Below are 20,560 nucleotides of genomic sequence, written 5' to 3'. Positions count from 1 at the left end.
ACCCTCGAGCGCTTCCAGCCGGCGCTCATTCGCGTCTCGTTAACTCAAATGCGGGGGTGTTGTATCGGGTACAAGTAAGCGGGTGGGGCCAGGCCAATTAAAGGAGGACCCCTCTCTCCGTCTCGGCTGCGCCGATACACCTCTCCCGCTTTGCGGGGCGAGGACCCAAGGCTCCTTAGGCGGCTTTCAGTGCAGGCCGAATTCGCGCAGCAATTCCTCGCGGTAGCGCACGAAGCGGCTTTCGCTGCGCTCGCGCGGGCGGGGCAGGTCGATGTCGATCAGCCGCGCCGCGCCGCCTTTCTCCTTGGGCAGGATCAGCACCCGGTCGGCGAGGTAGATTGCTTCCTCGAGGTCGTGCGTCACCATCACCATGGTGACGTTCTCCTCGCTCCAGATGCGCGCCAGTTCCTCCTGCATGCCGATCTTGGTCATCGCATCGAGCGCGCCCAGCGGCTCGTCGAGCAGCAGGATTTCGGGCTGCACGGTCAAGGCGCGGGCGATGCCGACGCGCTGCGCCATGCCGCCCGACAGCTGCCGGGGAAAGGCATCGCTGAATTCGGCGAGGCCGACGAGCGCGATATAGAAGCGCGCCCGTTCCTCGGCCTCGGCCTTTGGCACGCCGCGCACTTCGAGACCGAAGGCGACATTGCCGAGCACGGTCAACCAGGGCAGCAGGCGCGGTTCCTGGAAGATCACCGCACGTTCGGCACCGACGCCGTGCACCGGCTTGCCGTCGATGGCGACGCCGCCGCTGTCGGCGGCCTCCAGCCCGGCAAGGATGCGCAGCAGCGTGGTCTTGCCCGATCCGCTGGCGCCGACGATGACAAGGCATTCGCCCGAGCGGATGTCGAGATTGAGGGTCCTCAGAACGGCGAGCGAGCGCCCACTGATGCTGAACGATTTGGACAGGTCGCGTATGCTGACCTGACCGCCGCTTGTGCTGCTCATCGCGCGCGTCTCCCAACTGGTTGGTCGGTTGCCTTTGTCAGTTGGTCTTGGTTTCGCCCGGCCGGTAGAGGATGTCTGTTGCCTTCAGCTTGCCCTTTGGCAGGCGGCCGTCGCGCTCGAGCACGCTGACCCAGAAGTCGATGTCGCGGTCCGTCGCCTTGGCCCCCTGGCGCAGGCCGAAGCCGGTCCAGTAACGCGCCAGTTCGCCGTTTTCGCCGCGCTTGTCGAGGATTGTGGCGAGCACCTTGCGCGCTTCGTCGGGGTTCTGCAGCGACCAGTCGGAGGCGCGCGCCGATTGTTCGACGAAGTTGCGGGCGGCGTCCGGATGCGCGGCGATGAAGTCGCGCCTGAGCACGACGAAGCCGCCGGCCAGCTCGCCCAGCACGTCGGTGTCGTTGAACACGCCACGCACGCCGCCGTTGTCCACGAGGGCGCCGGCAAACGTCGCCTGCCAGTAGCCGAGCGCCGCGATGTCGACCTGACGGGAGCGCAAGGTCTGTTCGAGCTGCGGTCCGGGCACGACGACGAGATTGGCAGCATCCGGCGGCAGGCCGACGCTGTGCAGCGCCTCGCGCACGGTGTAGTCGAGATGGGCGCCGAGCGTGTTGACGGCGATGGTCTTGCCGGCGATGTCGGCGATCGATTTGATCGGGCTGTCGTCCAGCACGTAGAAGACGCTACGCACCTTGCTATTGATGCCGTTGCTCGGATAGGCGGCGACGAAGTCGTTGCCGCCGGAGATCGAGTTGATCACGGCTGCGGTTGCAGCCGAGCCGATATCGACGCTGCCGGAGGCCAGCGCAAACAATGATTCCGGGCCGCCGCCGGAATAGCCGACATTCTCGACCTCGATACCGAGGCCTTTGAAATAGCCGAGCTCGCCGGCCAGCTCATGCGGAGAGATGCTGCCACGGCTGGCGAGGGAGCGGAACTTCACTGGTTCCGCTTCGGCAAAGGCGAAGCGCGGCAGGCCCGCGGCGAGAAGGCCGGCGGCGAAGGGCGCGCCGGCAAGCAGGGAACGGCGGGAGATTTTCATGGTCCGGGTCTTTCCTGATTTGAGTTCTGGCCTGGTTGAGATTGGTAAGGGCGGGTGGTCAGTCGACGGCATTGCTCCAGCGGCAGAGCCGGCGCTGCAGGCTGACCAGCGCCTGGTTTGCAATCAGGCCGAGGCCGGCGAGGATGACGATTGCCGCAAACATCAGCGGGATCTGGAAATTGTATTGCGCGTTCATCACCTGGAAGCCGATGCCCTTGTTTGCGCCGATCATTTCGGAAGCGATCAACAGCAGCAGCGCCGTGGTGGCGCTGAGCCTCAGTCCGACGAAGATCGACGGCACGGCGCCGGGCAGCACGACGCGGCGGAAGACGGTGAGCTGCCTGGCACCATAGACGCGGGCCATCTCCAGCAGTTTCGGATCGACCTGCTTGACGCCGCCGATGGTGTTGAGCAGCAACGGGAACAGCGTCGCCCAGAAGATGACGAACACCTTGGAGGCCTCGCCGAGCCCAAGCAGCAGGATAAATACGGGATAGAGCGCCAGCGCCGAGGTCTGGCGGAAAACCTGCAGGATGGGATCGAGCGCGGTTTCGACCGTGCGCACCTGACCCATGAACAGGCCAAGTGGGATGGCGACCAGCACGGCGGCCGCGAAAGCGAGACCGGCGCGCTGCAGGCTGATGGCGATGTCGCCGAGCAGAGTGCCGCCGACCAGCCCCTTCCAAAGTGCCGCGACAATCATGTCGATCGGCGGCAGCACGGCCGCGTTGACCCAGCCCGCGCTGCTCGACACTTGCCAGATTGCGAGGAAAGCGATGAGGACGCCGTAGCGCGACAGGAAGCGGATGCCCGCCCGGCCACCGAGGCGCAGGAAATCCGTGCCGAGGCTTGTCGTGCTGTCAGGCGTGCCGAGGCTGGCGGCCTGTTCGATGTGCTGCAAGGTCATCGTGTTGCCTCCTGCTTGGAAAATATCGGGCTTCTCGGGATTATTCGGCGGCCAGCACCGCCGAGCGGGCGGCGGTCCAGGGGTTTTCCGGCCGCCTGAGGCCGAGGTTCTCGCGCAGGGTCCTGCCTTCATAGGCGGTGCGGAACAGGCCGCGGCGCTGCAGTTCGGGGATCACCAGCTCGACGAAGTCGTCGAGCCCGCCGGGCAGCCAGGGCGGCAGGATGTTGAAGCCGTCGGCGGCTTCGTTGCCGAACCATTCCTCCAGCTGATCGGCGACCTGCGTGGCGCTGCCGATGACGGTATAATGGCCGCGGGCCGTTGCCACCCATTGGTAAAGCTGTCGGATGGTGAAGTTGTGCTCGTCGGCAATCTGGCGGATCAGCGCCTGGCGGCTCTTCATGCCTTCGGTCTCCTTGCTCGGCGGCAGCGGTCCATCGAGCGGATAGCCGGTGATGTCGAGCGTCTGGCCGGCCAGCCCGTTGAGCAGGGCGACGCCGTCTTCGGGCAGGATGAGATCGTTCAGCTGCTGGTACTTGGCGCGCGCTTCTTCTTCGGTGCGGCCGACGAAGGGTGCCACGCCCGGCATGATCAGCACCTGCTCGGGATCGCGGCCGACGGCCGCCACGCGCGCCTTGATATCGCGATAGAATTCCTGCGCCGACGCCAGGTTCTGATGGGCGGTGAAGATGACTTCCGCCGAGTGGGCGGCGAGCTTGCGACCGTCTTCCGATTGCCCCGCCTGCACCACGACCGGGTGCCCCTGCACCGGGCGCGGCACGTTGAGCGGCCCTTTCACGCTGAAATGCGCTCCCTTGTGGTCGATGTCGTGGAGCTTGTCCTTGTCGTAGAAGCGCCCCGATTTCTTGTCGCGGATGAAGGCATCGTCCTCCCAGCTGTCCCACAGGGCCTTGACCGTCTCGACGTGCTCATGCGCGCGGGCATAGCGCTCGGCGTGGGCAGGCTGCGTCTCGCGATTGAAGTTGCGCGCGGTTTCGTCGCCGGCCGAGGTGACGACGTTCCAGCCGGCGCGGCCATTCGACAGATGATCGAGCGAGGCGAATTTGCGGGCGAGCGTGTAGGGCTCCTCGTAGGTGGTCGAGGCGGTAGCGATGAAGCCGAGATGCGTGGTGAGCGGCGCCAGCGCTGCAAACAGCGTCACTGGCTCGAAGCCGGCGATCTTGGCATTGCCGCCTTCGCGGGCGCCGAGCCCGACCGTCAGATTGTCGGCGAGGAAATAGGCATCGAACAGGCCGCGCTCGGCGGTCAGGGCGAGCTGCTTGTGGAACTCGAAATTGGTGGCGCCGTCGGCCGGCGCCTCGGGGTGGCGCCAGGCGGCGATATGCTGTCCGCCGCCGGGCAGGAAAGCGCCCAGTTTGATTTGCCTGGATTTGGTGGATCTGGTCATCGCGGCGTGCTCCTGGACGGATCGGAGAGGGGATCTCGGGTCAGTGGTGCGTTCAGGCGGCAAGGCCGACGCCGTAGGGCACCCCGGTTACACGGCATGCCTCGGCGACCGCCTGCCGGGCGCGGGCGTGGATGGCTTCCGACACCAGCACGCCATTGGCAAAATCCTTGTCGGAGGCGTAGATCGCGGTCGGCACGGTCAGCGCCTCGAAGAAGCCGAACAGCGGCCGCAACTGGTGCTCGACGATCAGCGAATGGCGCTCGCCGCCGCCGGTCGCGGCGAGAATGACGGGCTTGCCCCTCAGCGACGACGGATCGAGCAGGTCGAAGAAATGCTTGAAAAGCCCGGTATAGCTGCCTTTGAAAGTCGGCGAGCCGGCCACCAGGATGTCGGCGCCCAGCAGCCGTTCGACAATGTTGCGCGCCGCCGGGTCGAGGTCGCCGAGGCGCCTTGCCTGCGGCAGGGAAGCGCCGAGATCCTCGATATCGAAGACGGCCGAGGCCGCGCCGATGCTTTCGGCGGCCTGCCCGACAATGTGGCTGACGAACGCCTTGGTCTTCGAGGGCCGGGTCAAATTGCCCGACAGCCCCACCACGAGCTTTTTCGACATTCCTGGCTCCCTCTCAAGCGCTCTATTTTAAGATCTTGGGTCTAGCGATCTATGTTAAATCTAGAGAGTTTGTAGAATTAAGAGAGTGAGAAAATTTCAAAAGTAGCGCATTGCGCGAACGGAGTTTGCGGCACATCGCCCACAATTGGTTCATTCAATGCGCCGCAGCGCGCTGAAAACCCGCCACAGCGCCTTCAGCCGCGATGGCGCAGCGCGTCGGACAGAGCGCATGAAGCCGGCCGGACATATAAGGCAAGTCGCCCTCGGACGCTCCCGGCGCGACGTCGAGGAACTATGTCCCGATACCACGATCCTCGACGGCCTAGCGGTCCTCGGGGAGGATGCAAGCGAGGCACAGGCCACGGCGCTGGAGTGGCTCCGCGGCACGCAGTGAGTCAGGCCAATTTGATTCAAATCCGGCTGTGGATATTTGCTTTTAGCTAAATCGAGGCGGTCATCTTGCCGGCGGGCGGGCAACAGGGAGATGCCTATGACAAGCGACTTTGCCGCCGCACACCTGCACCTTGAACGAGCCTGCCACTATTTGAGCGGCGAGGACGAGACGAGCCGCACGGCTCGTGCGGCTCTGGATCTCCTGATCGATGCAATTGTCGCAGCGCAATACAAGCGGCCGGTGGGAGATGTTGTGGAGTTTCCAAGGCCGGCAAAGCTGGGGCAATCCGCAAGCGGGAACGGGTAGTCCAACTGGCGGCGTCCCTTGTCCTGCCGGATTTACATGAACCAGGTTGCCACCAGGCCGATCGTCGCCGAGAAGATGGCGACGGTCGTTGCCCAGCCGAGTATGTTGGTGCTGCGGCTGTTAACCTGATCGCCCATGATCCTGCGGCTGTTCGTCATCAGCATGATGAGCAGCAGCAAGGGCGGTGTCGAGAAGCCTTGAACGATGCCGGACCAGACCAGCGCCTTCATCGGATTGAAGCCGAGAAAGTTCAGGCCAGCGGCGATCGCCGTAAAAAATCCGATGGCGAGGTAAAATTTGGGCGCCTCTCGAGCCCGGGCGTGCAGGCTGTTTTTCCAGCCGATGGCTTGTGCCACGTCATAGGCAGCGCCGGTGGTCATGACAGGAACCGCTAGGAAACCGACGCCGATCACACCTGCGGCGAACAGAACGCTTGCGGCCTGGCCGGCGAGCGGCCGCAGCGCCTCCGCCGCTTGCGCGGCCGTGTCGATATCGTGATGCCCCGCCTTGTAGAGCGTCGCCCCCGTCGACAGGATGATGAAATACATGATGAGATTTGAAAACATCATGCCGATGAGGATGTCCCGGCGCGAGCGGCGGAGTTCGCTGTCGGTAGCGCCCTTCCTTTGGCTGAGCGTTGTGCGCCCCTGGGCAATCTCCTCCTCCACCTCCTCATTGGACTGCCACGTATAGAGATAGGCGGACAGCGTCGTGCCGATGATGGCGACCAGGATCGACAGGAACTCGCGATTGAATTCGATCCTGGGGAGCAACGTCCCGCGCAGCACCGCCGCGGCGTTCGGTTTGGCCAGAATGGCGGCACCGACATAGGCGAGCAGCGCCAACGCCAGCCAGCGAAAGATGTTGCGAATCAAAGTATAGGAGCCGAAGACCTGGAGGGCGAAGATGAGGGCGGCGACGAACAGCACGATCAGCGGAATGGGAAGCGGCACGAATATGTTGATCGCCGCCGCCATTCCACCAAGATCTGCCGCTGCCTCGATGGTGTTGCCGACGAGCACACCCAACAGCACCGACCAGAGCAGCCACCGCGGGTAGAAGTCCTTGATGACGTGGAACAATCCGCGCCCCGACACCTGGCCGAGCTTCGACGACAGGTAGACGACCGCGTACATCATCGGCAACGTCACCGGAGCCGTCCAGAGCAGGTCGGGTCCGAAACGGGCGCCGGCACTGGCATAGGTGCCTATTGCGGAACAATCGTCGTCGGCCGCCCCTGTTATCAGTCCGAGGCCGAGCGCTCGTCCTATGCCGCCTTTGCCCTCCTTCGGTGGGATGGAATGATCGGAACCGGCCTGCCTCATTGCGACGGGACCGGGTTGCGAACGAAAGACGCGGCCTGCCATGCAATAATGGTAAGGATCGGTCGCGGCGCTGGTCTCATTTTGCTTCCTTCAACAACTTGCCCAAACCCGGCGTGCCATGACTTGTTCCGCGACGACGGGACAGGGGTTTTGTCTCAGGCAAAAAAGTTCGGGTTGACCGCTTCCGAACGCGAAGCGACTATCCGTTCGAGGCGAAGATCGCAGGAGGAAATGCAATGGACGAGCCCGGTCAGTGGCGCCACATGTCGAGCGCGCCAAGGGACGGCAGCAGAATCCTTGTCACGGTTCGGCCGTCCGAACAGGGTCCGGCCGAGGTCGACATGGCTTACTGGGCCCGCGCCGATCAGTTCGGCAGCGAAGGCTGGCGCGCCTCCGACTCGTCTCCAGGACGCATCGTCGAATATGCCGAACCCGAACTGAAGTGCTGGATGCCGCTGCCGTCGGCCAATCTCAGCAAGGGATCGATGCCTAGCCCCTGGGAGGGCGAAGATGTGCCGCTGGTGGATGGCTCCGGGATATGAGCGAGCGGGAAGGGTAGTTTTGATCGCTGGCGGGACAGCGCCCCCCTCTGGCCTGCCGGCCATCTCCCCCTCAAGGAGGGAGATTGGCCCTCATCGCGGCCTTCGCTAATCTCCGACGCTGCAAGAAGGGCGCGGCTATTGAAGCTGCCGATCTCCCCCTTGAAGGGGAGATGTCCGGCAGGACAGAGGGGGGTGTGAAGGAATGCCAACGTCCCGGTTGGCCCGCCTCGTTAGAACAGGAATGCGGCCGTGGCGGGGTTCGGGCCGGTGCGGCCGTCGGGCGAATCCATGCCCCGGATAAGCTCGAGGTCCTTCGCTTCCAACTCGAAATCGAAGACATCGAAATTGGCGGCGATGCGGTCCTGGTGGATCGACTTTGGAATGACGATCAGCCCTTCCTGAAGGTGCCACCTGACGATCGTCTGCGCCACCGACTTGCCGTGTTTCCTGGCGATGCTTTCAAGCGTCGGATCGCTCAACAGCCGGCCGCTGCCCAGTGGGCTCCAGCTCTCGATGCGGATGTTGTGCCTGTCGTGGAATTCACGTTTGTCACGCTGCTGGAAGCGGGGGTGGAGCTCGATCTGGTTGACGGTCGGCGTGACGCCGGTCTCGCCGATGATCCGTTCGAGGTGGTCCTGGTTGAAGTTCGAAACGCCGATCGACTTGATCCGGCCTGATTGCCTGAGTTCGATCAGCGTCTTCCAGGCCTCGACATATCTGTCCTGGCTGGGCACCGGCCAGTGGATCAGGAACAGGTCGATCTGTTCGATGCCGAGCTTGCTCATCGTCTCGTCGAAGGCGCGCAAGGCGGCGTCGCGCTGATGCGCGCCGTTGCGCAGTTTCGAGGTGATGAACAACTCGCTTCTCGGCACGCCGGCCGAGCGGATCGCCTGCCCGACACCTTCCTCGTTCTGATAGCCTTCGGCGGTGTCGATCAGCCTGTAGCCGGCCTCGATTCCCCAGCGCACCACCTTGGCGGTGATGGCTGGATCGACCTGCCACACGCCGAGGCCGATTTGCGGAATGGCGGAGCCGTCGTTCAATCTGATTTGTTCAGGTCTATTCAGGGTAATCTGTTCAGGCATGTTCAGGTCCTTCTGCATCGTTCCGCCCGGCGCAGGCTCTATCTAGTCTGAATGGCCGCCAAAGCCAGTCGATCTCAGGAGAATGTGAGGAGACGGACGTGAAGCGCTGATCCTCCGCTTCGGGCCGACAGCTCTCTGCGACCCACGGACTCCAGGGAACTCTATACAGGACGACCCCACTATCGCGGATTCTGTGGTATTCTGTGGACGATCCGAGGAGGCGACTGCGTTGACCAACAGCTTGGAAGCCGAAGGGGCAAGAGACTGGTCGCCCCTGCTGGTCGCGGCAGAACAAGGCGATGCGGAGGCGGTTCGATCGGAATTGGCGGCTGGCGCCGACATCAATCAGTCGGACGACGGCGGCTGGTCTGCACTTCACCTTTCAGCCCTCAATGGCCGCACAGCTGTGGTGGAGGCGCTGATCGAAGACCCGGAAATCGACGTGAATGCCAGAAACAAGTGGAAGAGCACGCCCTTGAGCCTTGCGTCGGCCAAGGGACATTACGCGTGTATCGCAGTCCTCGTGAGACACCCCCAAATAGAGATCAACGCGCGAGCTGACTACTACGGCAGAACGGCTCTTATCGAGGCGGCGAAGAACGGGCATCTCGAAGTCGTCAAGTTGCTCGTGGAGAATGGCGCGGAAGTAAATCTGACCGACAAGACGGGCAGAAACAACGCGCTCATCGAGGCTATCAAGGGGCGGCACTACGAGATCGCGGAATACCTGCTGGATTCTGGGAAAGTGAGCTTTATCAACAAAGAGATGAGGCTAAACGCCCTGATCTGGGCTGGCAGCTGCCACAACCCTCAGCTTATCGAAAAGCTGGAAGCCGCGATCCACCGTTTCTTCGACGGCAAATAAGGGCCTCGCCCTTACTGTCGCGGGGCGCGTCCGCATCTCCCGTCACGACAAGCTCGATGGCGCAAACGGTCCCGCGACGCTTCGCATAAATTATTCAACCAAATGGTTGACTATCTCAAAGCGTGCGTCTATATTCAACTACATGGTTGAATTAGAGACACCCAAGATGGACGCGGTTTTTCACGCCCTTGGCGACGCCACCCGGCGGCACATGCTTCGCGATCTCGCCGATGGCGAGAAAACGGTAAGCCAGCTGGCGGAACCCTTCGCGATGTCGCTCGCGGCGGCCTCCAAGCACATCAAGGCGCTGGAGAACGCAGGGCTTATTCGTCGAGAGGTGAGGGGCCGAACGCATCTGTGCCGACTAGCCCCTGGACCGCTGGCCAGCGCCCATCAGTGGCTCAGCTTCTACGAGCGCTTCTGGACCGGTCGTCTCGATGTTCTCGAACGCCTTCTTCGCGAAGAGGACGCACGCAAAGCCCAGGAAGAGCCCAGGAAATCGCCCAACTCAGAAGAAGGAGACGAGCAATGAACCAGATGAGAACCATCGACGCCTATGGCGAGCTGAGCGAGCCCGCCACGTTCACCATTCAGCGCCTCTTGCCCGGCCCCATCGAGCGCGTCTGGGCCTATCTCACCGAGAGTGACTTGCGCCGGCAATGGATGGCCGCGGGCCAGATGGAAATGAAGGCCGGCAGCTCGTTCGAATTGGTCTGGCGTAACGACGAGCTGACGGACCCGCCTGGCCAGCGACCAGCGGGCTTTCCCGAAGAGCATCGGATGGAGGGCCGGATCACCGAACTCGATCCGCCGCGCAAGCTTTCCATCACCTGGGGAAACACCGGCGGCGTCTCCTTCTTGCTGGAGGCGAAGGGTAACGATGTGCTGCTCACCGTCGTTCATCGCCGCCTGCCGGAACGTGCAATCCAGCTCAACATCACGGCCGGCTGGCACATACACCTCGACCTGCTGGCCGCCCGCCTGGCGGGCAAGACGCCGACCTCGTTCTGGGACGGCTGGAGCCGCCTGCGGGAAGAATACGACCGCCGCCTGCCGGCCTGATGTAACTCGCGGCGGCCATCCCTGAGGTCGCCGCCAGCAACACGAAGCAACGCTGAACCGATGAAACGTGCTTGCATCCCGCAAGCCTGATGGAGGAAGTCATGCGCAAATTAATCGCTGGAATGAAAATTTCCGTCGACGGCAAGATGGAGGGGCCCGAGGGTTACGCCGATTGGGTCGACGCGTGGTCGGACGAATACGGCCTGACGCCGCAAATCGACGCTTGCCTGCTTGGCAGCGTCATGTATGCCGGCTACGAGCGCTACTGGAGCGCCATCCAGAACGAGCCCGACAAGCCGCTGCCGATGACCGGCAAATTGCCGAAGCCGGCCGAGCTCGAATGGGCCCGCTTCGCCGCGCAGACCCCGCATTATGTGCTGTCGAACACAATGACTTCGGCGGCCTGGCCAAAGACGCGCTTCGTGCGGAATTTCGAGGATATCGCTGCACTGAAACAGCAGCCCGGCAAGGACATCTACCTTATGGGCGGCGCCCGAATTACCGCGAGCCTTATCGATGCCGGGCTGGTCGATGAGCTCAGGCTCATCGTCTATCCGCTGCTCGCCGGTGAAGGAAAGGCGCTGTTTGGGACGGCGAAAAATCGTCGTGGGCTCGAACTGCGCAAGGTCGAACAGCTTTCGGACGGCCGCGTTGGGCTGGTCTACGGGATCGGCTAAAGCGCGTCGCGTTCGATCGGCCTCATGCGATGCGCTTTTTACACGGCATGCATTAGCGCCAACGTCAGGCAACGACGCCGCGGCAGGCCCAGGCGACATTGGCAAAGGACCTCGGGCCGTCGGGCCGGCCGGCCTCATAGGCGTCGCGCATGGCGGCGTCGGTGCGCGCCCGCTCTTCCGGGTCGAGCGCGGCCACATACTTGCCGAGCGGCCCTTCGCCGGCGGCAATCGGCGCCCAGTAATCATCGAAATTTTGGTAGTCCATGCGGATCATCAACTGGGTTTCCGTAACGTCGCGGAGATCCTGTTCGACAAAGGTCCGTTTCATTTCACCCGGCTGCATCATCGGCTGCGTGCAATAGCGGGCACGCAACTGGCGTCCGCCTTCACTGAGCACCGCCACCGTGTCGATCATCATGCGCATCCCCGGCATGCCGCCGAGATGGTCCCATACCGTCGCCGCGACGACGCCGCCCGGCCGCACGACGCGGCGCATCTCGGCGACTGCCTTGCCGGCTTCGGGCACGAAATGGAGCACGAGCAGGGCTAGGGCACGGTCGAACGCGCCATCCTCAAAGGGCAGGGCGCAGGCATCCGCCTGACGGATTTTTATCCGCGGATCGGTGTTGCGTCGGATTGCCTCCTCGACGAAAACGGCCGAAAAGTCGATCGCCGCGACCTCGCCGAGGTCAGCGGCCTTGACGAGCGCGAAGGTCAGGCTGCCGGTACCGCAACCGACGTCGAGGATGTTTTCGCCGTCGGCAAGCCCCACGAAGTCGATGAACAGCGGCGCGAGTCTTTGGCTCCAGCGGCCCATGAGCTGCTCATAGCCGGCAGCATGATGAACATTGAAACTTGAAGTCATCGAAGCCTCCTCCCAAAGCCGTATGCTAGACTTCGGCGGCCGCTGACGAAAGCCACTTTTGGCGCGTGTTGGTTCGGCAGCCCGGAGCGCGCGAAGACATCGCCGGCCGGATTTGACGGCGCCGACCAGCCAGCCTCCGTGGCCTCGACCACCTATTCGGCGGGCAACCCGCGGCGCTTCCATTCGCTGCGCGGCACCGGATCTCCGACACGGAAGGCGAAGGAAATGACTTTCGTCGCGTCCGGATCGACCTCGCAACGATAGCTCAAATCGTACCACTGCCCGTTGGCACGGAAGGCGGTCCTGGGAACTTGCATGATAGTGCCTTCCTTCAGCCTGAATGAACGCAAGAGGTCGGGAAAATAGGGGGGCGAGGCGCGGCGCAACTGTTCGCGCAATTCCGTGAGGCAGAGCTGACCGATCCGCACGGGGCGGGGTATATTGCCCATTGCGCTTGTCGCTATCGGATCACCGGTTGCTGCTTCCGAGAACAACGTCTTGGCTTGCTGAAGCTTCAAGGGTTTTTGCTCCTTGACATCCGCTGGCCTGGGCTTCGGCGGCGGTGATGCGCCAGGCGACGGAGCCTGGTCTTTCCCCTCGACCGCTGTCACGGCAGGTGGCTGTGCAAGATCCTGGTTACTGGGAACTTGCGGCGCTGGCGGTTGTTCCGAACCATCCTCCGCACTGTTGCCGTCCAGAGACTTGCGAGGACCGGCGTCCTTCTCACCGAATTGGAAGACAGGTCTCTGCGCGGTGACCTCACGGCTCGTCGGCGTCTCGACCTTGGCTTCCGGCTGCTTTTCCGGCTTGGGCGGTTCAGCGGGGGACGGAGGTTTGGTTTTTTCCGGCGGTTTAGGCGGCGGCACGATATCAACTGCGATGGGCTGCTCCTTCTGCGGCTGCGGGGGCGACAGCGGCAGTGCGGACAAAAGAAGCGCGGCGGCGAGCAAATGCACGACCGCGGAGGCAGGCAAGGCCCACCCGAAAACCCGGCGCTGATCCCGTATGTCGTTTCTCATCATGACCGGTGTGTGGAATGAAATATTGGCGGCATCAAGCATCGATGCCGCCGGACGTCGAAATAACCCGTTGCGAATCGATAGTCGGCGGCTGCAACACGGCGCGGCATCCAATCGTGTGGCGTCGGCGTCCGCGCAGGGGACCGGGCCAGCAGCGCATGCGGCAAGTCGTCATTTCAGGCGGCTAGCAGGCACGCCCTGCCGGCACGGTGTCGCCGGTTGAAATCACAGGGAAACCGATAGCCCGCCGTCAACCGCCAGCACGTGCCCGTTGACGTAAGCGGCAGCGTCGGAGGCGAGAAACACCACGGCTCCGCCGAGCTCCTCAGGCTGGGCCCAGCGGCCCGCGGGGGTTCGTGCCTCGACCCATTTGGTGAAGGCCTCGTCGCGCATAAGTGCGGTGTTGAGCTCGGTGGCGAAATAGCCGGGGGCGATCGCGTTGACGGTGATGCCGTGACGGCCCAGCTCAGCGGCAGTGGAGCGTGTCAGCCCGTGCAGGCCCGCCTTTGCCGCCACATAGGCGTGAATGGTGGGACGGCCAAGGTTCGCTGCGACCGATCCGGTGTTTATTATGCGCCCGAACTTGTTTGGCAGCATCAGGCGCACCGCGTCGCGCATCATGCGGAAGCAAGCCGACAGATTGACGGCAACCACATGGTTGAAATCCTCGTCCTGCCATTCGACCAGCGGTTTACGATGCTGGATGCCGGCGTTGTTGACCAGAATATCGAGGCGGCCGTGGCGTTCGACGATTCCTTCGAGCGACGCCCTTGAGATCGCCGCGTCGGTGACATCGAACGGCAGGGCTTCTGCACCGATCCTTTCGGCGGCCGCGGAAAGGGCGGCCATGTCGCGCGCATTGACGATCACCGTCGCGCCGTTTTCCGCAAGTGCCTTGGCCATGGCAAAACCAAGACCACGCGAGGCACCCGTGACCAATGCGACACGGCCCTTGAGCGAGAACAATTCCGGCATTGAGATCCCCTGTGAAAAGGGCGGGAGTTTCCTCCCGCCCAAAAGCACTATTTGGCGACGCAAGTGTCGGCTGTCTCCGGAGTGCAGACATCGAGGCCCGTGTAGGTCGGGTCGGCCGGCGGAGCCTTGCCCTCCTTCATTTCCTTCAGCGCCATCATCGTCTTGTAGCCCATCTCGAACGGCCGCTGGCCGACCTGGCCAAGGGAGAAACCTTCCTTCATCTGGTCGATCTGTACCGGAAGCGTGTCGGCAACGACAAGGGCCAGGGCTTTCGAGGCGATCTTGTCCTTGTACGGTGCGACCGCGGCGCGGTTGGCATCGGGAATGAACTGCGGGAAGCCACCGGTTGGGACGAATGCGTCGAGGTTCGGGTTTTTCGCCATGATATCCTCGAACTGTTGCACCGAAAGCGGGAAATCATCGTTGGTGTAGAGCGGACAGCCTTCGATTTCGGTCCAGCCGTTCTGGCCCGTCAGCCGATCCCCGGGCGAGGCCGCCGATTTGGTGCCCGAAAGCGTATCGCGAATGCCCTGCATGCGCTCGTTGTGGTTGGCCGCCGCGGCGCCGCCGGACTGGATGCAGATCGTGCCGCCTTTGGGCTTGATCTGCATTACAAGCTTGGCGAGGTTCTCGCCGATTTCGTAATTGTGCGTGCCGATATAGGCAACGCGGAGATCCTTGTTTTCGGGCAGGAGATCGGAGTCCCAGGTGAGGACCGGGATGCCGGCTTCCTTGGCGGCCTGCAGCGCAACCGCCATCGCCGCGGCGTTCGATGGCGACACGGCGATGCCGTCCACCTTCTTGGCCACGAGGTCCTGTACGATCTGCACCTGCTCGTCGCCACCACCATGTTCGCCGGGGCCGATATACATGCACTCCACGGCGCCATTGGATTCGGCCTCGGCTTTCTTGCAGCCGTCGCGTGCCTGGTCGAAGAAAGGATTGTTCATGTTCTTCGGCACCAGGGCGAAGGTGTATTTCGCCTGGGCGCCGGAAACGGCGAGCACCATTGCGCCAAGCGCCACGGCGGCCGTCAGCAGATGTTTTTTCATGTGACGTTCTCCTCCTGGGTGTGATCCCGCAAGCCTCCCGCCGGCGGGTTTCTAGCGGCGTTTTTTGGGCATCAAGACTGCCAGCGACGCGGCGAGAATCGATTTGCCGCCGGTTTGCATGCCCAAAAGAACCGCAAGAACGATGAAGGCGCCGACGAAGGCACCCTGCCAATTTGAATCGATACCGGCCATCAGCAGCGCATTCCTGATCACCTCGAGGAAGGCCGAACCGATGATCGCACCGAAGGCCGTGCCGGCGCCGCCCATGAGGCTGGCGCCGCCAATGACTGTCGCGGCGATAACGCGCAGCTCGTAGCCCTGGCCCATGGCATTGATGGCCGAGCCGTTATAGCCGAGGAGCAGGAGCGAGGCGAGCGCGGCGGTGAAAGCCGAGAAGACATAGGCCTGGAATTTAATCCAGTTGACCGGAACGCCGGTGAGCCGTGCCGCCTCCTCATTGCCGCCGATGGCGAAGAGATGCCGGGCCCAGGCTGTGAAGTTGAATACGAAGCCGAGAATCAGGGCCAAGATCACCATGGTCCAGAATTGTGACGACAGTTCTGGTATCCAATGCGGTGCCCAGTCGTTCGGACCATGCCGCGGCCATTTCCACTGACCGATTGCCTTCACGATCGGAGCATCGGGCCCGAACTGGTAGAGCATCTGGTTGGCCGAGAATACGACCGCCAGCGAGCGCGCGACGGACAGCATACCGAGGGTGACCACAAAGGACGGCATCCCGACATAGGCGACAAAGAATCCGTTGACCGCGCCACAGGCCAGACCGGAGAAAAGGCCCATGGCGAAGGCGACGTACCAGGGATAATGCCAAGTGAGGAACAGGCCGGCGACGATGACCACGAGACCCATGACGGAGCCGACCGACAGATCGATACCGCCGGTGATGATGACGATCGTCATGCCAAGTGCCATGATGCCGAAAGGTGCGAAATTGCGCGTCACATTGGCGACATTTTCAGACGTGCCGAAGCTCGGCTCCATCGCAGTCATCAACATGACGAGCGCGATGAGCGCGATCGTCACCCAGAAGGGCTGACTTGAAATCACACGCTGGAGAACTGTTTTTTCCTTGGTCGGGACGAAATCCGACATGGCCGGCCGGCCATGTTCTTCGACTGAGCCCTGAACGCCAATTGACTCCTGAACACTATTCGCCACGGATGGCCCCCGTTATCAGTCCAGTGATTTCCTCGGGCGATGTTTTGTCGGCTGGCTTGTCGGCAACTTTCGAGCCCCGCCTGAGGACGATAATGCGATCTGCCACGGCGAACACGTCAGGCATTCGGTGACTGATCAGCATGACGCCGACTCCTTGTGCTTTGAGGCGTCGGATCAGTTCGAGTACTTCCGCCACCTGGCGCACGGAGATGGCGGCCGTTGGTTCGTCCATCAGCACCAGCTTGGCATTTGAAAGCCGGGTCCGCGCGATGGCGACCGCCTGGCGCTGCCCACCCGACATCTTCCTGACGAGGTCGCGCGGCCGGGTTTCCGATTTGAGTTCCTTGAACAGCGCTGCCGAGCGATCGATCATCGCCTGCTTGTCAAGAATCCTGATCGGCCAGAAGCCTTTCTTGATCTCGCGCCCCAGAAAGACGTTCTGCGCGGCCGTCAGATTATCGGCGAGCGCCAGGTCCTGATAAACAACTTCGATCCCCTTGGCGCGGGCCTGCACGGGCTGGTGGAAGTGGCACACCTCGCCCTCGACTACAATTTCGCCGTCGCTCGGAGGAAAATTCCCGGCCACAGTCTTGACTATCGTCGACTTGCCGGCGCCGTTGTCCCCCATCAGACCAACGACTTCGCCTCGCTCCACCTGGAAGCTGACGTCAGTCAGGGCCTGGATAGCCCCGAAATTCTTGGAGACGTGGCAAACCTCAAGCACCGGCATCGCGGTCCTCCCGGGACAACATTTATCGGTCTTGTCCCTGGTCAATGCACAGCAGCTAATCAGCGAAACGTATTCAACACAATCATTTATTAGGTCAGGCCTTCCGGCCGTAACGCGCCTCGTCCAAGTGTGACTTGTAGCTGCTGCAGAGCACCGAGGCGCTCGGCCGATCCGTACAACAGCCACCAGGCGATCCTCATGCTTGCGCCGCTTCATATCCGTTTCGGGTGAAATGAGTGGGCATTTTTCGAGCGGTGCCAACGCCTCGGGTATGGAGCGCGGCAGAACACGGCTATGCGTCATTCAAACACACGAGGACAGTGGCCAAGCCTGTCCCTAGCGTGCGTCGGCCAGAGCGCACGTCAGGAGATGAACCCGCATTCGGGGGAGGCGAGGGTCAAGTATTGAAAATCCGCTCCTTGCCGGCGCTGCACGAGAGGGATATTCGGTCATGAATTTCAAAGGTTTGATCAAGCGTGCCGAGACAGTGGAGAGAGCGTTCAAGGAGCTCGAAACCGATTTGGCGGATGCGTTTAGCGAATGTCTCAATGTGGACGATCAGTCGCCGTTGAACGACGTCACTGTGCCGGATGAGACGGTATCGGATGAGAATCTCGCGACAACGGATGACAGCTCGCAGCTCGAAGCCAATGCGGACGCCTTCGAGACCGCACGACGGCTGTCCCCCCATACGCAAACCCGGCTGGCTGCCTTAAATGCGGTCGATGGGCTCTTTCACGACGCGCAGGAGTATCTGGGGGAGATCAATGCGAAACTGTCGGAGATCGCGACCTCGCATCATCTGACGGGCGAATTCCTGAAACTGCTTCACGGCGACATTCTTCGCGCCAACGAATTGGAGCTGGCAAATACCGGCCTGACCGCGCAGCAAAGGGTGCTGTCCGAACAGCTCCACGATGCAACCAGAAAGCAGCGCGAGCGCGACAGCGCTATCGAGGCCCTGCAGCAGCACGAGGCGAGCCTGGTCGAGGACAAGGAAGCACTTCGCGGCGCGCTGGCTGCGGCAAGGCTGGAACTCGTCGTCGCAGGCAATGCGAGCGCAAAACGCGAGGCCGAGTTCGGCGAGCTTGTCAAAACGCTCTCGGCCAGAGCGGTCGAGGCCAACAGACGCTCGCGCGAGAACGAGATGCTGCGGGAGAAGCATGTCAGTCTGTCGATCGATCTCGACAAGGCGCTGAAACGGGAGGCCGAGGCGCGGCACAGGCTGGACGAACTCTCGACCGTCCATGCCAATGACGCCGCGCAGGTTTCCGAACTGCTGGCCGCGCTTGGCAAGAGCGAGAAAGAGGAAATGCGGCTGCAGAAATCGCTCGATATGGCGCAGACGAAGCTATCGGAAATAACGGAAGCGGCCCGCCTCAGGGACGGTGACAGGGAAGCCGAGCTTGCACGCAGTGTCGCGGAGATGACCGGCTTGCGTTCTGAAATCGAGGACCTTCGATCGCGGCTGGAAGCCGCCTCCAACCACAACAGCGAAGCCGTCACCGAGATCGCCAGGCTCAAGGCTCAAGCGAGCGACGCGGTGGCCGAAAAGCAAATTGTCGAGCAAAAATTGTCCGCTCTCACGAAGGAGAGCGAACACGACAAGATGAACCTTTCCGCGGTCAGCGCGAATTTTTCGCAGCTTTCCCTGCAGCAGGCATCCGAACAGATACAGTTCGACGTCCAGCGGCAGGAATGCGAGGATCTGCGAGCCGAAGTCGCGTCGCTTCAAGCCCGGGTCAAGGAACTGTTGCCCTATGAGCGGCTCCACAAGGCCACCAACGCCAGACCGCGTGAAGACGGCGTGGTCGAGATCACCGCCGCGGTGGCGGAGAAGGCCCGCGCCAGCAGGCGGCGCCTTCGCCTGCGCGCTGCTTCGTAGCTCAGGCGCGGCTGTCTGAATTTCGACTGGTGCGAAGCGAACATCCGTCGATGGAAGCGATCCTTGGGGCTGGCCTCCCCTGCGTCAGGCTGCAATAGTGCACGCCGGTGAGGCGGAGGGGGCTGAGCGTGCGGCTATTCACAAACCGGAACCACCTCCGTTGGAGGTTGGCCGTCATCGCAATCATGGTGCTTTCGCCGAAGGCGGCGTCGGCCGACACCATTACGCCCGACCGGGTCGCCGCGGCCATTGCGAAGCTCGAATTGCTTGCCGAAGGCGTCGTCGCGGATGGTAGCGTGCCCGGTCTGGCCATCGGCGTCGTGCACGGCGACGAGGTGATCTTCCTCAAGGGGTTCGGGCATCGCGAAGCCGGAAAACCGGAGATCGTCGATGCTGACACGGTCTTCCAGATTGCCTCGCTCTCCAAGCCGGTCTCCGCCACCGTCGTGGCGGCGCTGGTCAGCGACGGGATCGCTTCGTGGGATTCCAAGATCGCCGACCTCGATCCGGCTTTCCGGCTCGCTCAGCCCTATCCGACCAGCGAACTCACGGTCCGCGACCTGTTTGCGCACCGCAGCGGGCTTCCCGGCACCGCCGGCGACGACCTCGAGGACATCGGCTATGACCGCGCGGAGATCCTGCGCCGGCTGCGGTTCGCGTCGCCGTCATCGAGCTTTCGTGCGGGCTATTCCTACAGCAATTTCGGACTGACCGAGGGTGCGGTCGCGGCCGCGAAGCCGACGGGTAAATCATGGGAAGAGGTCGCCGAAGAGAAGCTCTACCGTCCGCTTGGAATGGCCTCGACCAGCTCCCGTCATTCGGACTTCATCAAGCACGCCAACCGCGCCGAGCTCCACGCCAAAATCGATGGCGCCTGGACCGCGAAGGTCCAGCGCTATCCGGATGCGCAGGCGCCAGCAGGCGGCGTCAGCTCCACCGCACGCGACCTCTCGCAATGGATGCGCCTTGTGCTCGGCAACGGGGTCTATGCCGGCAAGAGACTCATTGCCGCCGATGCGCTGGAACAGACACATATTCCCTTGATGGTTCGCGGCAAGAACCCCGTCTCCGGAGGCGAGGCCTTCTACGGCCTCGGCTGGAATATCGAATTCGGCCGGCACGGGCTGATCTGGGGTCATGCGGGCGCCTTCAGCACCGGCGCACGCAGTCTGGTGATGCTCTTCCCCGAGGAGAAGCTTGGCATCGTCGTCATCGCCAACGCCTTTCCGACAGGCGTGCCGGACGGGCTGTCCGACAGCTTCGCCGATCTCGTCTTCGACGGAACCCTGGGCAAGGATAAGATAAAGGCATGGAATGATATCTATGCGAGCATGTTCGGCCCGGTGATTGCGGCGGCCAAGGCCACCTATGCCGCGCCGCCCTCTCCAGCAAGTCCGGCCGAGCCGGCCAGTGCCTATGCAGGCCGTTACTTCAACGACTTCTTCGGCGAAGCTATTGTGTCGGGCGAAGGAGACGCTCTTGTCCTTAAGGTCGGGCCTGCCGGTGCGCGGTCTTATCCACTGAAGCATTTCAACCGCGACCTCTTCGTGACCTTCCCCGATGCCGAGATGCCGGACAGGCCTTCGGCTGTCAGCTTTGCCCTCGGCCCCGACGGCAAGGCGTCGGCCATGACCGTTGATTTTCTCAACGACAATCATCTCGGCACGCTGCGGCGCGTGGGGGATTAGCCACC

At 62.7% G+C, this 20,560-nt stretch carries 20 protein-coding genes; 7 read left to right on the top strand and 13 right to left on the bottom strand.

Features of this window, described 5'->3' with window-relative positions:
* Positions 1-186: 186 nt before the first annotated feature.
* The 6 genes from NKH04_RS20535 to NKH04_RS20510 form a co-directional block, all read right to left on the bottom strand.
* A complete protein-coding gene (locus tag NKH04_RS20535) occupies positions 187-948 on the bottom strand; it encodes an ABC transporter ATP-binding protein (RefSeq protein WP_352472198.1) in 762 nt (253 codons plus the stop codon).
* A gap of 37 nt (positions 949-985) precedes the next feature.
* Positions 986-1,984 carry an ABC transporter substrate-binding protein gene (locus NKH04_RS20530; protein WP_352472197.1) on the bottom strand — a complete coding sequence of 333 codons (999 nt, stop codon included), beginning with the start codon at positions 1,982-1,984 and terminating at the stop codon, positions 986-988.
* Between the two features lie 58 nt (positions 1,985-2,042).
* Entirely contained in the window at positions 2,043-2,891 is an 849-nt protein-coding gene (locus NKH04_RS20525) for an ABC transporter permease (protein ID WP_352472196.1), read from the bottom strand.
* Positions 2,892-2,931: 40 nt separating this feature from the next.
* On the bottom strand, positions 2,932-4,296 hold the full coding sequence (locus NKH04_RS20520) for an LLM class flavin-dependent oxidoreductase (protein WP_352472194.1): 1,365 nt from the start codon (positions 4,294-4,296) through the stop codon (positions 2,932-2,934).
* Positions 4,297-4,348: 52 nt separating this feature from the next.
* The gene (gene msuE / locus NKH04_RS20515; protein ID WP_023677302.1) at positions 4,349-4,906 is read right to left on the bottom strand and encodes an FMN reductase; all 558 of its coding nucleotides are present in this window, start codon (positions 4,904-4,906) and stop codon (positions 4,349-4,351) included.
* Between the two features lie 732 nt (positions 4,907-5,638).
* The gene (locus NKH04_RS20510) at positions 5,639-6,931 is read right to left on the bottom strand and encodes an Nramp family divalent metal transporter (RefSeq protein WP_352472192.1); all 1,293 of its coding nucleotides are present in this window, start codon (positions 6,929-6,931) and stop codon (positions 5,639-5,641) included.
* 236 nt (positions 6,932-7,167) lie between these two features.
* Between NKH04_RS20510 and NKH04_RS20505 the strand changes: the two genes are divergently transcribed.
* A complete protein-coding gene (locus NKH04_RS20505; protein WP_023677305.1) occupies positions 7,168-7,473 on the top strand; it encodes a hypothetical protein in 306 nt (101 codons plus the stop codon).
* 230 nt (positions 7,474-7,703) lie between these two features.
* Here NKH04_RS20505 and NKH04_RS20500 read toward each other — a convergent pair whose 3' ends face one another.
* Positions 7,704-8,558, bottom strand: a complete 855-nt coding sequence (locus NKH04_RS20500) for an aldo/keto reductase (protein ID WP_352451452.1) — start codon at positions 8,556-8,558, stop codon at positions 7,704-7,706.
* 229 nt (positions 8,559-8,787) lie between these two features.
* On the opposite strand from NKH04_RS20500, the gene NKH04_RS20495 reads away from it, so the two are divergent.
* The 4 genes from NKH04_RS20495 (at position 8,788) to NKH04_RS20480 (ending at position 11,162) form a co-directional block, all read left to right on the top strand.
* Positions 8,788-9,423: an ankyrin repeat domain-containing protein gene (locus tag NKH04_RS20495; protein WP_352472190.1), complete on the top strand. Its 636-nt coding sequence runs from the start codon at positions 8,788-8,790 to the stop codon at positions 9,421-9,423.
* 142 nt (positions 9,424-9,565) lie between these two features.
* On the top strand, positions 9,566-9,955 hold the full coding sequence (locus NKH04_RS20490; RefSeq protein WP_352472205.1) for an ArsR/SmtB family transcription factor: 390 nt from the start codon (positions 9,566-9,568) through the stop codon (positions 9,953-9,955).
* The gene (locus tag NKH04_RS20485) at positions 9,952-10,485 is read left to right on the top strand and encodes an SRPBCC family protein (protein WP_352472189.1); all 534 of its coding nucleotides are present in this window, start codon (positions 9,952-9,954) and stop codon (positions 10,483-10,485) included. Before NKH04_RS20490 ends, NKH04_RS20485 begins: the two co-directional genes overlap by 4 nt.
* A 101-nt stretch (positions 10,486-10,586) precedes the next feature.
* Positions 10,587-11,162 carry a dihydrofolate reductase family protein gene (locus tag NKH04_RS20480; protein WP_352472188.1) on the top strand — a complete coding sequence of 192 codons (576 nt, stop codon included), beginning with the start codon at positions 10,587-10,589 and terminating at the stop codon, positions 11,160-11,162.
* 64 nt (positions 11,163-11,226) lie between these two features.
* Here NKH04_RS20480 and NKH04_RS20475 read toward each other — a convergent pair whose 3' ends face one another.
* From NKH04_RS20475 to NKH04_RS20450, 6 genes are all read right to left on the bottom strand, one after another.
* Positions 11,227-12,027, bottom strand: coding sequence for a class I SAM-dependent methyltransferase (locus tag NKH04_RS20475; RefSeq protein ID WP_352472187.1), 801 nt, complete (start codon positions 12,025-12,027; stop codon positions 11,227-11,229).
* A 152-nt stretch (positions 12,028-12,179) separates the two neighbouring features.
* Positions 12,180-13,088, bottom strand: a complete 909-nt coding sequence (locus NKH04_RS20470; protein WP_353044830.1) for a DUF930 domain-containing protein — start codon at positions 13,086-13,088, stop codon at positions 12,180-12,182.
* A 183-nt stretch (positions 13,089-13,271) separates the two neighbouring features.
* Positions 13,272-14,021, bottom strand: coding sequence for an SDR family oxidoreductase (locus NKH04_RS20465; RefSeq protein WP_353044829.1), 750 nt, complete (start codon positions 14,019-14,021; stop codon positions 13,272-13,274).
* A 47-nt stretch (positions 14,022-14,068) separates the two neighbouring features.
* Positions 14,069-15,073: a sugar-binding protein gene (locus NKH04_RS20460; RefSeq protein WP_023677316.1), complete on the bottom strand. Its 1,005-nt coding sequence runs from the start codon at positions 15,071-15,073 to the stop codon at positions 14,069-14,071.
* 51 nt (positions 15,074-15,124) lie between these two features.
* Entirely contained in the window at positions 15,125-16,186 is a 1,062-nt protein-coding gene (locus NKH04_RS20455; RefSeq protein WP_352472185.1) for an ABC transporter permease, read from the bottom strand.
* Positions 16,187-16,241: 55 nt separating this feature from the next.
* Entirely contained in the window at positions 16,242-16,982 is a 741-nt protein-coding gene (locus NKH04_RS20450; protein ID WP_352451444.1) for an ATP-binding cassette domain-containing protein, read from the bottom strand.
* 451 nt (positions 16,983-17,433) lie between these two features.
* Between NKH04_RS20450 and NKH04_RS20445 the strand changes: the two genes are divergently transcribed.
* Both NKH04_RS20445 and NKH04_RS20440 read left to right on the top strand, forming a co-directional pair.
* Positions 17,434-18,867: a coiled-coil domain-containing protein gene (locus NKH04_RS20445; RefSeq protein ID WP_352472183.1), complete on the top strand. Its 1,434-nt coding sequence runs from the start codon at positions 17,434-17,436 to the stop codon at positions 18,865-18,867.
* Positions 18,868-19,052: 185 nt separating this feature from the next.
* Positions 19,053-20,555, top strand: a complete 1,503-nt coding sequence (locus NKH04_RS20440) for a serine hydrolase (RefSeq protein WP_352472204.1) — start codon at positions 19,053-19,055, stop codon at positions 20,553-20,555.
* The last annotated feature ends 5 nt before the right edge of the window (positions 20,556-20,560 follow it).

This window comes from Mesorhizobium sp. M1365 (genome assembly GCF_040317865.1).
Taxonomy (GTDB): domain Bacteria; phylum Pseudomonadota; class Alphaproteobacteria; order Rhizobiales; family Rhizobiaceae; genus Mesorhizobium.
The sequence above is the reverse complement of the archived record's forward strand: the minus strand, read 5'-3'. Positions and strand labels throughout refer to the sequence as shown.

Bases quoted from the DNA above. Each gene is read 5' to 3' on its own strand.
- NKH04_RS20535 (WP_352472198.1), bottom strand. From the start codon at position 948: ATGAGCAGCACAAGCGGCGGTCAGGTCAGCATACGCGACCTGTCCAAA.
- NKH04_RS20530 (WP_352472197.1), bottom strand. From the start codon at position 1,984: ATGAAAATCTCCCGCCGTTCCCTGCTTGCCGGCGCGCCCTTCGCCGCC.
- NKH04_RS20525 (WP_352472196.1), bottom strand. From the start codon at position 2,891: ATGACCTTGCAGCACATCGAACAGGCCGCCAGCCTCGGCACGCCTGAC.
- NKH04_RS20520 (WP_352472194.1), bottom strand. From the start codon at position 4,296: ATGACCAGATCCACCAAATCCAGGCAAATCAAACTGGGCGCTTTCCTG.
- msuE (WP_023677302.1), bottom strand. From the start codon at position 4,906: ATGTCGAAAAAGCTCGTGGTGGGGCTGTCGGGCAATTTGACCCGGCCC.
- NKH04_RS20510 (WP_352472192.1), bottom strand. From the start codon at position 6,931: ATGAGGCAGGCCGGTTCCGATCATTCCATCCCACCGAAGGAGGGCAAA.
- NKH04_RS20505 (WP_023677305.1), top strand. From the start codon at position 7,168: ATGGACGAGCCCGGTCAGTGGCGCCACATGTCGAGCGCGCCAAGGGAC.
- NKH04_RS20500 (WP_352451452.1), bottom strand. From the start codon at position 8,558: ATGCCTGAACAGATTACCCTGAATAGACCTGAACAAATCAGATTGAAC.
- NKH04_RS20490 (WP_352472205.1), top strand. From the start codon at position 9,566: ATGGTTGAATTAGAGACACCCAAGATGGACGCGGTTTTTCACGCCCTT.
- NKH04_RS20485 (WP_352472189.1), top strand. From the start codon at position 9,952: ATGAACCAGATGAGAACCATCGACGCCTATGGCGAGCTGAGCGAGCCC.
- NKH04_RS20480 (WP_352472188.1), top strand. From the start codon at position 10,587: ATGCGCAAATTAATCGCTGGAATGAAAATTTCCGTCGACGGCAAGATG.
- NKH04_RS20475 (WP_352472187.1), bottom strand. From the start codon at position 12,027: ATGACTTCAAGTTTCAATGTTCATCATGCTGCCGGCTATGAGCAGCTC.
- NKH04_RS20470 (WP_353044830.1), bottom strand. From the start codon at position 13,088: ATGCTTGATGCCGCCAATATTTCATTCCACACACCGGTCATGATGAGA.
- NKH04_RS20465 (WP_353044829.1), bottom strand. From the start codon at position 14,021: ATGCCGGAATTGTTCTCGCTCAAGGGCCGTGTCGCATTGGTCACGGGT.
- NKH04_RS20460 (WP_023677316.1), bottom strand. From the start codon at position 15,073: ATGAAAAAACATCTGCTGACGGCCGCCGTGGCGCTTGGCGCAATGGTG.
- NKH04_RS20455 (WP_352472185.1), bottom strand. From the start codon at position 16,186: ATGTCGGATTTCGTCCCGACCAAGGAAAAAACAGTTCTCCAGCGTGTG.
- NKH04_RS20450 (WP_352451444.1), bottom strand. From the start codon at position 16,982: ATGCCGGTGCTTGAGGTTTGCCACGTCTCCAAGAATTTCGGGGCTATC.
- NKH04_RS20445 (WP_352472183.1), top strand. From the start codon at position 17,434: ATGAATTTCAAAGGTTTGATCAAGCGTGCCGAGACAGTGGAGAGAGCG.
- NKH04_RS20440 (WP_352472204.1), top strand. From the start codon at position 19,053: ATGGTGCTTTCGCCGAAGGCGGCGTCGGCCGACACCATTACGCCCGAC.